Source organism: Ruegeria sp. P10 (assembly GCF_056534925.1).
Window position 1 is genome coordinate 23,357 of record NZ_JBQERJ010000018.1, and the last position, 12,103, is coordinate 35,459.

Annotated in this window: 9 protein-coding genes and 1 pseudogene; 5 read left to right on the forward strand and 5 right to left on the reverse strand. The window is 59.3% G+C overall.

Annotated features, from left to right (window positions below; genetic code table 11):
- Positions 1–24: 24 nt before the first annotated feature.
- Positions 25–606, forward strand: a pseudogene (locus tag ACR0FB_RS20330) (energy-coupling factor ABC transporter ATP-binding protein); the annotation flags it as partial.
- Between the two features lie 104 nt (positions 607–710).
- Here the strand turns inward: ACR0FB_RS20330 and ACR0FB_RS20335 are convergent.
- The 5 genes from ACR0FB_RS20335 to ACR0FB_RS20355 all read right to left on the reverse strand — a co-directional run bounded on the left by ACR0FB_RS20335 (position 711) and on the right by ACR0FB_RS20355 (position 7,379).
- The gene (locus ACR0FB_RS20335) at positions 711–923 is read right to left on the reverse strand and encodes a hypothetical protein (RefSeq protein ID WP_209835549.1); all 213 of its coding nucleotides are present in this window, start codon (positions 921–923) and stop codon (positions 711–713) included.
- 76 nt (positions 924–999) lie between these two features.
- Positions 1,000–1,998: a hypothetical protein gene (locus ACR0FB_RS20340; protein WP_209835550.1), complete on the reverse strand. Its 999-nt coding sequence runs from the start codon at positions 1,996–1,998 to the stop codon at positions 1,000–1,002.
- Positions 1,991–5,704: a hypothetical protein gene (locus tag ACR0FB_RS20345; RefSeq protein WP_480621735.1), complete on the reverse strand. Its 3,714-nt coding sequence runs from the start codon at positions 5,702–5,704 to the stop codon at positions 1,991–1,993. Before ACR0FB_RS20345 ends, ACR0FB_RS20340 begins: the two co-directional genes overlap by 8 nt.
- A gap of 177 nt (positions 5,705–5,881) precedes the next feature.
- Positions 5,882–6,727 (reverse strand): Rossmann-like and DUF2520 domain-containing protein, encoded by an 846-nt coding sequence (locus ACR0FB_RS20350; RefSeq protein WP_480621734.1) that lies wholly within the window; start codon positions 6,725–6,727, stop codon positions 5,882–5,884.
- Between the two features lie 22 nt (positions 6,728–6,749).
- Positions 6,750–7,379 carry a response regulator transcription factor gene (locus tag ACR0FB_RS20355; RefSeq protein ID WP_245218233.1) on the reverse strand — a complete coding sequence of 210 codons (630 nt, stop codon included), beginning with the start codon at positions 7,377–7,379 and terminating at the stop codon, positions 6,750–6,752.
- Between the two features lie 220 nt (positions 7,380–7,599).
- Here ACR0FB_RS20355 and ACR0FB_RS20360 point away from each other — a divergent pair, with 220 nt between their 5' ends.
- The 4 genes from ACR0FB_RS20360 to ACR0FB_RS20375 are packed head-to-tail and all read left to right on the forward strand — an operon-like array spanning position 7,600 to position 11,911.
- The gene (locus tag ACR0FB_RS20360; protein ID WP_480621733.1) at positions 7,600–8,841 is read left to right on the forward strand and encodes a pyridoxal-phosphate-dependent aminotransferase family protein; all 1,242 of its coding nucleotides are present in this window, start codon (positions 7,600–7,602) and stop codon (positions 8,839–8,841) included.
- Between the two features lie 15 nt (positions 8,842–8,856).
- Positions 8,857–10,053, forward strand: coding sequence for a malate--CoA ligase subunit beta (locus tag ACR0FB_RS20365; RefSeq protein ID WP_480621732.1), 1,197 nt, complete (start codon positions 8,857–8,859; stop codon positions 10,051–10,053).
- On the forward strand, positions 10,053–10,940 hold the full coding sequence (sucD, locus tag ACR0FB_RS20370) for a succinate--CoA ligase subunit alpha (protein WP_480621731.1): 888 nt from the start codon (positions 10,053–10,055) through the stop codon (positions 10,938–10,940). Before ACR0FB_RS20365 ends, sucD begins: the two co-directional genes overlap by 1 nt.
- The gene (locus ACR0FB_RS20375; RefSeq protein WP_480621730.1) at positions 10,940–11,911 is read left to right on the forward strand and encodes a 2-hydroxyacid dehydrogenase; all 972 of its coding nucleotides are present in this window, start codon (positions 10,940–10,942) and stop codon (positions 11,909–11,911) included. The genes sucD and ACR0FB_RS20375 overlap by 1 nt, the downstream gene beginning before the upstream one ends.
- Positions 11,912–12,103: the final 192 nt, after the last annotated feature.

Consider the following 12,103-nt stretch of genomic DNA (forward strand, 5'->3'; position numbering starts at 1 on the left):
CAGCCACCCGTTCTGGACGGGGCAAGCCTGAGCCTGAGCGCGGGGCAGCGCCTGTCCCTGACAGGTCCGAACGGAGCGGGAAAATCGACGCTCCTGCGGATTTTGCTTGGGTTGCAGCGCCCGTGTTCGGGCACCGTCACCGTTTTTGGTCAGCAACGCGTGGAAGAGGCTGATTTCCATGAGGTCCGCCGCCGGGTGGGGCTTGTATTTCAGGATGCGGACGATCAGCTGTTCTGCCCGACCGTCGCCGAAGACGTCGCTTTTGGCCCGCTCAATCTGGGCAAGACCCGTGACGAGGCATTTGCCATCGTCGACAAAGTTCTGGGCGATCTGGACCTGATGCATCTGAAGAACCGCATTACCCACAAATTGTCAGGCGGTGAAAAACGGCTGGTGACCCTGGCGACGGTTCTGGCGATGGAACCCGAAGTGCTGTTGCTGGACGAACCGACGAATGCGTTGGATACAAAAAACGAAGCGCGCCTGCTGGAAATCCTGCGCGCGTTGCCACAGGCGATTTTGCTTGTCAGTCATTCGCCGGCGTTCCGCTTGGAACTGGCGCCCGATGAACTGGATCTTCGCGACGGGAAGCTGGTGCCGGTCTGACCTGTTCTCGTAGCAACCGGACATGGTGGTTTTAGATATGCAATCATACCGCCTGAGCCACGCCATGAAACGGAAAGCGAACCTTGTGCGTCGTCAGGCCTTGGCTATGTGCGCCTGCGGCTCATCAGCCCATATTTGACCGCCCATGCCCCAAAGGATCCACGTCTGCGCCTGTCCTGTTTCACAGGTTGCCTGGATTGCGCACCGCCTTTGCGGTTGAATTCGAACACGTCGATTATCCGCTCGGCGCAGCCACAGGCTTCGCCCATGCCGACTTTGGCGAAATAGAATTTCTCGAAACGTTCGGGGTTCTGCATGGCTGACCTCCTGAAGGCATTGAACCCCATGATGGGCGCATTGCCAAATCACTTTCCTGCGTTTCAGGCAGCCGTGCTATGGCGCGGCGAACTCGCTTCCAGTCCAGACATTGTCCAGTTGATTGAAGACCGGTGAAGTAATGAGCATTTCTGCGGAATATAGCAGTTGCAGCTCATCCGCAAACCGCGTGACGCCCGGCACAAGCCCGGTGATGTTGCGCCATTCCGCCCAGGTTCCGGGATTTGACAGACTGTTCGGATTGCCGGGATCAGCGGGCTGGTGCCACCCGGCGGCGTTCAGCAGTGGTGTGAGCGCAAAGCGCGCATCATTGCTGTCGACTTCGGTACAGGCAGCGGCATCGCATTCCCAACTTGTCCAGTTCGCCGCCGCGATGGTTCCGGCGATCGGTGCGGCGGCGTCGATGACCCGAACCATAACTTCGAACCCGCCACCAGCCGTCGGACGGCTGAGCGACAAAGGGTCTGTCGCCACGGCGTGCAAAGCCGCTGTTGGCGCCAGGCTGAGTGTACGACCGATCAGAGCCAGCTGCGCAGAGCCGTCTGTTGCGGGTGCAGACCCCGCAGCAGGCAGGATCCTGACAGGTGTCAAAATCGGAACCGCGCCACCACGGATCGTGATTTCCTGCACCGCATTGTCAAATGCCGGAACAAAGTCGCTACGGATCGTATAGGTCAACGGGAAGCTGGGTTGTTGTGGCCCCGCAGGTCGGGCACCGTCACGTGTGACAAAGGACAACGGTGGAACGGCACCGGGCTGTGGCAGCGAAATCTGCGGCCCTGCTATGCCCAGCGCCGCCGCGATCATGCGCGCGCGCTGTTCGGCCTCTCCATACTCGCTGAGCAGATTGATATAGCCTCCGATCTCGGTGATGTTGCGCGGGGCAGGGATGCGGGATGGTGCAATGTCGCCAGCGATGGCCAGCCTGTGGGCTATAACCTCTCGGGCGCGCTGAATCGCCGGGGAATTGGTGGTTTCAAGAATATTGATGATGGCCTCGGCAAGGCTTTCATCGATGCCCGGTTCGGGGGTTGCATTTGTGCTGGTGTCAGTCATCGTCGTCCTCCGCTGGGGCGCTCAGGCCATTGAGGAAATCCAGTACGGATTGGCTGCCGGCCTTGGTTGCGCTGCCGTCATCCGCATCCGTATTGGCTTTGGTAAAGGCCCCGAAAAGCTTGGCCAGAAGCAACGTGTTGGAAGGATTGGCCAGAGCCGCAGCACCACCGGGGAAATCCTTGAACAGGTTTTGAACGAAACCGGCCCGGTTGCCATCCGGTTGCCCGCCAATCAGAGCGGAAACTCCCGAAGCGTTCTTGGCGATATCCTCAAACCCCTTGAGCTTTGCGGCATTGTCGGCAGCTGTCTTTTTCTTCTCGGCGGCTTGCTTTTTGGCTTCTTCCTCTTTGCGGGCCGCAGCGATCTCTTGCCCCTTGCCCGCAAGCTCAGTGGCCTTGCCGACAAGCTCTTTGGTCAGATCCGTCGCCGTGTCTATGGCTTTGTCCCGACCGGCGGCGACCGATTGCGTTTCAAGGGCCAGTTGCGCCTGCAACTCTTTCAGGCCCGTCAGATCGGTTCCCGCCCGTGCAAGATCAGGCGCGGCTTTGAGGATCTCGGCCAGTTGCGAAGTGGGCATGGCCTGGCCTGTACCAATGTCGCCACCGGCGATGGTGAGCGTGTTCGAAGGTTGATTGGCCGGCAGGTCTGATGGCGCACGGGCGCCAAAGATCGCATCGCTGTCCGCGGGCAGGACCGGCGTGTCGCCGACCGGGGGTGGCGTCGGGCTGTCCTGCCAGTTCCAGAAGCGGCGATGGTCGATCATCTCGCAGGAATTGCAGCGGCCCAGAACAGCCTCGCCCAACAGGCCCCTGGTCGGCAGCGAGATCGTGCGGCGCGGTGGTCGGAAGTCTTCGCGATGGAAGGCCAGCAGGCTGTCCTGAATGTCGCCGGTCCGCATCTCCATTCTGTCGGCCAGATCGGGCGGGATCGAGAACGGCATGATCATTGCATTGCCATAGAAGCCCAACACCTTGTTCTGGACCGTGCTGAGCAGTGATATCTCGCTTGAGGCGTCATCCAATCCGCCATCGGGCACGCCGATGGTGAAGCGTTCCAGCAGGATGGCCCGTTCCTCATCCGTCATACTGGCCCAGATCACGCGGGAATAGCGAACGGTGTCGGCAACGATATGCTGATACATTTCCTCGATCCGCCGCAGATCACGGCGTGACAACACATCCGGCACTTCCTGTACCGAATAGGGTAGGGTCGCAGGCAAAGCCTGGAATGTGTTGTCGTCGACGATGGTCTGTGCGTCCTCATTCATGCGCGCTTCGAACTCGCTGATCATCGGCGCGCCGACCAGATCGTCGAAATCCGAGCCTGAAATCGTCGTGTGAAGGCTCCGGTTGATGTTACGTGTGGCGCGATCCAGATCATCCGCATCTTCCAGGTTCGAGATATGTTCCCAAATGTTGAAGATGTTGATCGGGTCCGGGCCGGTATAGAATGAATAGGCAAAAGAGCCCGTCCGCCTGCGCAACTCGACGCGGGCGATGTCGGAACGTTCGACCGAGCGGGGCAAAGCCACGGATCCGGTATAAGTCCGCCGGTTGGTTGGATCACGGCGCGCGTCAGCCAGCCGAACCAGCAGGTTTTCGCGTGTCTCGGCAGGCAAGTCATGCAGGTTGTCGATGTCGATCGGCGATCCGGTCAGGGGCACTGGCCCAACGCGGTCGCCATCCTGCGTGAAGATCACCGCGGATATGTCATCATTGGGCATGAAAGTGCCCTGCGCCTCGAAGCTGACGATGTCCTGCGCGACACCCGGAGCATTCTGCGGTGTTGCGTCCTTGTCCGCGTAAAACTCTTCCAACAGTTTGAGGGCGGTGCGGAATCTGCGACGGTTTCGGAATACGCGGCGGAACACGTCTGCGTGGCGCAGGATCACCTTGTACCGGCTCAGCAATCCGGACCGGCTGACATTGCCCGGCAATTGATCGCCTTGCCCCAGACGGCGAAAGCGGATGAGCTGCATGGGAACGAAGACCACCAATTGAACGCCTTCGATCCGCGTTTCCAGGGAAAAGTCGCGCAGAACCTCGAACCATTGCATCGTCATTGCATGACAGTGGTTGCGGTTGGCCACGAATTTTGTCGTCGCCGTCCGCCGATCACTTGCCGTGGCTGTACGAACGCTTGTTCGGGCCGAACTTCGCTTGACCGAAGCGGCCCGTTCCAGCGCGGCCGAGAATGTCTCGTGCGTGTCTGACAGAAAATCGCGTGACGTGTTCTGCGTGTTGGACGAATTGCCTGACGAGTTGGAGCTGGAACGGGCGCCGCTGAAACCGACCCCGCCCACTATGGCCCCAATACCGCCAAACAGACCGCCACCAATGCCGCCGGCGCCCCCGAAGCTTTTTGTGGACGCCTTGGTCGAGAAAGAGGATGTTCCACGGATCACTTCGTCCAATGCGGTTTCGAATGTGCTGTCGAAAGAGGTGTCGCGCGCCTCTTCGAATTCCTGTTGTTCCTCGAAGGTCAGGCTTTCGCGTTCGCGCACGGTCAGGGTTTCGCGCTGTTCCGACACGACGATCCGTTGTTCTTCGCCCGGGGCAAGCGGCAGGGAATAGACCAGACGCCCCAATGACATTCCGGCGTGAACGGCGGTTGAACGCATCTTGGCGATATAGCCAAGCGCCAGGCTGGAAGCTTTTGGCACATCCTGCGGGCGCTGTTCCAGATCTTCGAAAAAATCCTCGATATCAATGGGTTCGTCAATCGGTATCCGATCGCGGAAATCCCAGTCTCCGCCGTCATTGTTGAATGCGCTCAACAGTGTTTCGGCAGAAAGATTGGCCTGTGCAAAGGTGCCGCCCGGAATTGTCGTGACAAAGCGATTGCCGCCTACAGGGCGGGTGCGAACGATGTTTTTCGGCCCGACAAGCGGGTCGATCAACCGGTAAAGAACCGAATAACGCCGCCGCGAAACCGTGCCTCCTTCGGTTCGGTATTCCGAAGCGCAATCACCTTCGCCCAGAACGATTGGGGCCTGCGTGCCGGTGAAGTCGGATATGTTTTCTTCCGCATCCTCAGGATCCACCGGCAGAATATCGGCAAGCTCACCCAGGATCGAGCGCTGCAAAGGGAGGATGGTGCGATCCAGCACCACGAGGCCCAATTCGCCATCCAATGCATCAATGCGCGGCACTGCCTCGGTCAGAGTGGTGTTCTGCCCGCGAATCCGCAATCTGAGGCCATTTTGCGGCAGGCGCAGATTGGGCAGATCAAGCGAAAACAGGCCCCGCGCATCCGTTACGGCGGCTTTTACAGCCCATGAAAAATCCGCGTTGTCGATGCCTTCACTGGCGGTAAAGGTTGGGCGCAGCGCTTCAACGATTACCCGCTCGGCAGGGGTGCCGTCGGGATTGATCAGTTCACCGCGCAGTTTCGGGGCAAGGGTTGGGACGACAGCGCCCAGAAACCCGTCGGCCAGATCCTTGCGTATGGTTTCAAGCTGACGAAAGACGGCACCGGTGGACTGAACGCGCTGATCGACCAGATCGTTGATCACCTCAGCAGACAGGTCAATGCCGACACCACGGCGCAGCGCCTTGAGCTTCTCGGCTTCGACGCGCCTGAGATCGTCAAGGCTGTCAGCCGTAAAACCGGCCGATCCCGAGAGTTCCGCCGAGATCGTGGGATTGGGTCGAGAGGTCGGAAGGGACAGCGTAATGCGCGGGGGCTCACTGCTGGAGTCGGACATGAAGTCACCTCGTAGGAAAGCGCTGCAAGAAACTGAGTGCCGGGAAAAATCAAATCTCGAAAGTTGACCCAACGTAACATGTTTCAGGGATTCGCAAAAGAAAGGCCCGGGCCCGCCTTTTCCGCGACGCGTTTCGAACGCAGGATCCAAAATGCCTTGCAGCAATGGATCTGGTGATTACTTCGTGAAACCGGTTGCCTTCAGCTTCTGCGCCAGCAGGCTCATATGCTTGTAAATTTCACCTGCATCGCGGTGCCACGCCGCTACATCCGCGCCCTGCTGGGCAACGACCTCTGCGTCCCCTCTTGCCGCCGGACCGGTCAGGGCAGATTGCGGGCCAAGAAGGTTGACGTTTTCGACTGTGCTGCTCAACAAACCAGCGTTGAGCTTGCGGGCAGTTTCGTCCGGCACGCCGGCCTCGGCCCACGCTTCGCGGGCGATGGCCTGCAAGACAACGGCGAAGTTGTTCGATATCACAGCGGCTGCATGATACAGGCTTTTGCTTTCAGACCGGATGGGAAAACAGGTGGCTCCCAATCCCTCCAGAAGCGGCTGAATGAACGCTGTGGCGTCTTCATCGCCTTCGAACCCGCACAGCGCCTCTTTGAATTGCGCGGCAGCGGCCTGTGGATCGGCGAAAGACAGGACGGGATGAACGCTGGCCAGAGACCATGAGAGGCTTCGCAACGGCGCCAGGTGCTCGGCAGGAAAATAGCCGCTGCAATGGAAAGCCACTGAAGGCTTCCCGGTTTTTTCTTGGTTTTCGAACGCCTCTTTCAATTCGTGGGCCACCGCAGAAATTTGCGTGTCGGGTACTGAGAGGATCCACAGATCAGCTGGCCGCAGATCGGCATAGCTTGCGGCAACGCGCCCGGTTTTGGACAACTGGGCGGCTTCATTTGCCGACCGAAAGGATGTGCTCAGAATATCCTGGATCCGGCAGCCATCAGTGCCATCCAGAAGGCTGATCAGCGTTTTGCCAACCCGCCCGGCACCGACAACGTTAATTTTGATTTCAGTCATCTGGGCTCTCTGTTCTTGTCGTTTAGTCCGCCCCACGGTGGGACGAATAGAAAAACGCAATGGCTTGAGTTCTGTTTTTGACGTTCAGCTTCTCATAGATATTGGACAGGTGGAACTTGACCGTGTTGGTGGATATCTGAAGTTCCTTGGACAGTTCCCGGTTCGACATCCCCTGTGCCAGGGCCTCCAAAATGGCGCGTTCCTTGCGCGACAGGCTTTGAATCGGATCCTGTTTCATCTTCCGGACGTCGATGAACGGAAACACCATCTTGCCTGCTGCCACTTCGGCGCAGGTCTCAAGAAGGCCTTCGACCTCGCCCGAGCGGGCTGCAAATCCAGCGGCGCCCGCCTGCATCGCCAATCGCGGGACATCCCCAGAGGTATCGCCATAGATGACAAAGCGCGGTGCATCGGCCTGATCGCGCAGCACCTCGATCAGTTTGGCAGCGCCCAGGGCCGGAAGCGTCCAGTCCACGACACCGACCTGAACGGGTATCCGCATCACCGTTCCCAGAAACCCTTCTGCCGTCGCCGATGTGGCGACCAGAGAGAATCGGGGATCACGTTCGAAAATTTCCGACATGGCCGACAGAACCAGCGGGTTGCTGTCCGCAAGCATGATGTCGATGGGTTTGTCCGATGTCTCAACCATATGATTTTGCCCATATTTTACAAGATACTACCCAAAAGGGTGGGGTAGATTTTGGTATACCGTCGTATTTTTGCCAAAACGGGTAGGTAATTACCCACACTATTAGCCATCCAAAAGCAGTAGTAAGTTACGTTGCGCCATCCGGCAAGCTCGCGTTTTCTGACCGGTATCTTGAACCATCAGGCCGCAATACCCGGCCAACAGCCGAGGATGTCAGACCATGACCTTTCAGATTTTCCCTCCGCTCGAAATTCCCGAGACCCTTGCCGCAGGGCCGGGGCCGGGCAATACGGATGTGCGTGTCCTGAAAGCCTTCGCCGGCGCAGGGGTCGCCGATCACATGCAAGGCGATGTCCTCAGGGGCATGATCGAATGCAAGCACATGCTGCGGAAAATCTGGGGCACCCGGAACGCTTACACCTTCGCCGTCGCGGGCACCGGATGGAGCGCGCTGGACGCCATGTTCTCGGCCGTCATGCCCGGTGACAAGGTTGTTGCATTCACCAACGGCACATTCTCGGGGATCGACGCGTTGACGCTGCGGATCAAGGCGGCAACGCCCGCCGAGCACGCAGCCAGCCCGCTTGACCCACAGGCGGCGAGTGTCACGGTAGTCGAGGTTCCACATGGCCAGCCGGTGACTGCTGAACTGATTGAAGCGACTCTGGCCGAGCACAAGCCGAAATGGGCCTTCATGGCGCATTGGGAAACCGGATCGGGCAGGGTGAACGATCTGCGCGGTTTCTCGGACGCATGTGAACGTCATGGCACCATGGGGCTGATCGATGCGGTCTCGTCACTGGGTGTCGAAGACTTTGCGATCGATGACTATCCGGGTGTGGCAGGCTGGGCATCTTGCCCGCAGAAAGGCCTGTGCTGCTTGCCGCTGACCTATGCCCCTGTCAGCTTTACCGATGTCTATATCGAGGCACTGAAATCCACAGGTGCTTACACCTATGTGCACAATCCGATCTTCGAGGCCCGCCACTGGGGCATCGTCGATGGGCAGGACGTGGAAAAGGGCACCTATCACCGGACCCATTCCGGATATGCGGTTGCGGCATTCCACGAGTCATTGCGTTTGACCTTGCAGGAAGGTCTGGCCAAGCGGTCGATGTCTTACCGGACGCATGAAAAGGTTCTTCGCGACGCGGTGACCGAGATGGGGTGCGAGGTCACCTCGGACATGCCCAGCCTGATCGTTCTCAACCTGCCTTCCGCGCTTTCTGGCCGCGAGATGGAACTGGTGCAGAACTGCCGCGCCCGCGGGTTTGGCATCTGGCCCACCTTGAGCGAACCGGTGCAGGTGCGCATCGGCATCCTAAATCAATTGAATCGCGAGGCCGTCAGCCGGATTGTGCGCCTGTTCGCCGAAGCCATTCGTGAGCTGGGGGGAGAGGTCGATCAAGACGCGATCGAAGCTCTGCTGGAAAGCCGTTACGGCACTTCAATAGCTGCTTAAACAGGAGCGCATCAGATGGATATCCACGAATACCAGGCGAAAGAAGTTCTTTCGAAATTCGGCGTCGACGTGCCCGCCGGCGCGCTTGCCTACAGTCCAGAACAGGCGGCCTATCGGGCGCGCGAACTGGGTGGCGACAAATGGATTGTCAAGGCGCAGGTCCATGCAGGCGGGCGCGGCAAGGCCGGAGGGGTCATGCTCTGCAACAGCGAAAACGAAATCTACAAGGCTTGCGATGATCTGTTCGGTCGCAAACTGGTGACGCATCAGACGGGTCCTGAAGGCAAAGGCATCTATCGTGTCTACGTCGAAGCCGCAGTGCCGATTGACCGGGAAATCTACCTTGGCTTTGTTCTGGATCGCTCCAGCCAGCGGGTGATGATCGTCGCCTCGTCCGAAGGCGGGATGGAGATCGAAGACATCTCGGCCGACCGCCCCGACAGCATTGTCAGGTCCATCGTTGAACCGGCTGTCGGGCTTCAGGAGTTTCAGGCCCGTGAAATCGCCTTCAATCTTGGGGTTGAAGCCAAACTGATCCAGCAAATGGTGCGGACGCTGCAGGGCTGTTATGCCGCCTTCAGCAATCTTGACGCCACGATGGTCGAAATCAATCCGCTGGTCATCACCGGTGACGACCGGGTGCTGGCGCTGGATGCCAAGATGAGCTTTGACGATAACGCTCTGTTCCGCCACCCGCAGATCGCCGAACTGCGCGACAAAAGCCAGGAAGACCCGCGCGAAAGCCGCGCTGCGGATCGCGGGCTGTCTTATGTCGGGCTTGACGGCAATATCGGTTGCATCGTCAACGGGGCCGGTCTGGCGATGGCCACCATGGACACGATCAAGCTGGCAGGCGGCGAGCCTGCAAATTTCCTCGACATCGGCGGTGGCGCGTCGCCTGAACGGGTGGCCAAGGCGTTCCGGCTGGTCATGTCGGATGACAATGTTCAGGCCATTCTGGTCAACATCTTCGCCGGTATCAACCGCTGCGACTGGGTGGCTGAAGGAGTCGTTCAGGCGTTGAAGGAACTTGACCTCGATATTCCCGTCGTCGTGCGGCTGGCCGGCACTAATGTCGAAGAAGGCCAGAAAATTCTTGCCAAATCGGGCCTGCCGATCATTCGCGCCACGACGCTGATGGAGGCGGCAGAACGCGCTGTGGGCGCTTGGAAAAACGACCTTACTCAGGGCACCAAAATGAGGGTTGTGTAATGAGCATTCTTCTCGATCGTGACACGCGTGTCATCGTGCAGGGCATCACCGGGCGCATGGCGCGGTTCCACACCAAGGACATGTTGAACTATGGCACAAACGTGGTGGGTGGCGTCGTGCCCGGCAAGGGGGGCGAAACCGTCGAAGGCGTTCCGGTTTTTGACACCGTCAAACAGGCCGTCGAAGCCACCGGCGCCGATGCCAGCCTGGTCTTCGTACCGCCCCCGTTTGCGGCGGATTCCATCATGGAGGCCGCCGATGCGGGCATCCGCTATTGCGTTTGCATCACCGACGGCATTCCGGCACAGGACATGATCCGGGTGAAACGGTACATGTATCGCTATCCGAAAGAGAAACGCATGGTTCTGACCGGTCCGAACTGTGCCGGCACCATCTCGCCCGGAAAAGCTTTGTTGGGCATCATGCCGGGGCATATCTATCTTCCCGGACATGTGGGGATCATCGGCCGTTCGGGGACATTGGGATATGAGGCGGCGGCCCAGTTGAAAGAGCGCGGGATCGGCGTTTCGACCAGTGTCGGAATCGGGGGCGACCCGATCAACGGATCGTCATTCAAGGACATCCTTCAACGGTTTGAAGATGACGAAGACACGCATGTCATCGCCATGATTGGCGAAATCGGAGGCCCGCAGGAAGCGGAAGCCGCCGAATATATCCGCGACCACATCTCCAAACCGGTGATCGCCTATGTCGCCGGCCTGACCGCTCCGAAAGGCCGTACCATGGGGCACGCGGGGGCGATCATCTCGGCCTTCGGCGAAAGCGCCAGCGAAAAGGTCGAGATCCTGTCCGCCGCAGGTGTCACCGTGGCCGAAAACCCTGCCGTGATCGGTGAGACGATCGCCCGCGTGATGGAGGTTGCGTGATGGTCAAACCTTCGGTTCTGGTTACCCGTCGCTGGCCTGCTGCCGTCGAGGCGCAGCTGGCCGAGAACTACAACACCGTTTTGAATACCGGCGACAAACCCATGTCCCCGGCTGAAATCCGGCAAGCGTTGAAATCCTATGACGCCGTGCTGCCCACTGTAACGGACACGCTGAGCGCCGAGGCACTGGATGTGCTGGGTGTGCAGACAAAAATCCTTGCCAATTACGGCGTCGGCTACAGCCATATCTGCGAGCCGTCGGCACGCGAGTTGGGTATGACCGTGACCAACACGCCCGACGTTCTGTCTGAGTGCACCGCCGATATCGCCATGACGCTGCTTTTGATGGTGGCGCGTCGGGCGGGTGAGGGCGAACGCGAGCTGCGTGCAGGTCAGTGGACAGGATGGCGGCCCACGCATCTGGTCGGAACCAAGGTCAGCGGCAAGACACTGGGCATCATCGGATATGGCCGCATCGGACAGGAGATGGCCCGCCGTGCGCATCACGGGTTCGGCATGGACGTGCTGGTTTGCAACCGTAGCGCCGTATCGCCCGATGTTCTCGCCGAATGCAACGCAAGACAGGTGGACACCATTGATGACCTGCTGCCGCAATGTGACTTCGTTTCACTGCACTGTCCGGGCGGCGCAGCCAACCGCCATCTGATCAATTCGCGCAGACTTGGCCTGATGAAGCCTGACGCATTTCTGATCAACACCGCACGGGGCGAAGTGATCGATGAATGGGCACTGATCCAGGCCTTGGTGTTCGACATGATCGGCGGCGCTGCATTGGACGTTTTCGATGGTGAACCGCGGGTCAGCCCGGACCTGTTGCAATGCGACAACCTCGTCATGCTTCCGCATCTGGGCAGCGCGACCCGCGAAGCGCGCGAAGCGATGGGGTTCCGGGTTCTCGACAATCTGAGCGACTTTTTCGACGGCCGCGAACCTCGGGACCGCGTGATCTGAGGCCACCTTCAAACTTCACGCAATGGCGTCCAACGCAGCCGTGGCTGCGTTGCGTTCCTCAATTAGGAGATATGACCAGTGAATGCCCCGCACCGTTCAGACGGATTTTTCACCCAGTCCCTTTCTGATCGTGATCCCGAGCTTTTTGGCTCGATCACGTCGGAACTGGGTCGTCAGCGCGACGAGATCGAG

Coding starts and splice junctions, on each gene's coding strand:
- ACR0FB_RS20335 (WP_209835549.1), bottom strand. CDS start 923: ATGCAGAACCCCGAACGTTTCGAGAAATTCTATTTCGCCAAAGTCGGC.
- ACR0FB_RS20365 (WP_480621732.1), top strand. CDS start 8,857: ATGGATATCCACGAATACCAGGCGAAAGAAGTTCTTTCGAAATTCGGC.
- ACR0FB_RS20340 (WP_209835550.1), bottom strand. CDS start 1,998: ATGACTGACACCAGCACAAATGCAACCCCCGAACCGGGCATCGATGAA.
- ACR0FB_RS20360 (WP_480621733.1), top strand. CDS start 7,600: ATGACCTTTCAGATTTTCCCTCCGCTCGAAATTCCCGAGACCCTTGCC.
- ACR0FB_RS20355 (WP_245218233.1), bottom strand. CDS start 7,379: ATGGTTGAGACATCGGACAAACCCATCGACATCATGCTTGCGGACAGC.
- ACR0FB_RS20350 (WP_480621734.1), bottom strand. CDS start 6,727: ATGACTGAAATCAAAATTAACGTTGTCGGTGCCGGGCGGGTTGGCAAA.
- ACR0FB_RS20375 (WP_480621730.1), top strand. CDS start 10,940: ATGGTCAAACCTTCGGTTCTGGTTACCCGTCGCTGGCCTGCTGCCGTC.
- sucD (WP_480621731.1), top strand. CDS start 10,053: ATGAGCATTCTTCTCGATCGTGACACGCGTGTCATCGTGCAGGGCATC.
- ACR0FB_RS20345 (WP_480621735.1), bottom strand. CDS start 5,704: ATGTCCGACTCCAGCAGTGAGCCCCCGCGCATTACGCTGTCCCTTCCG.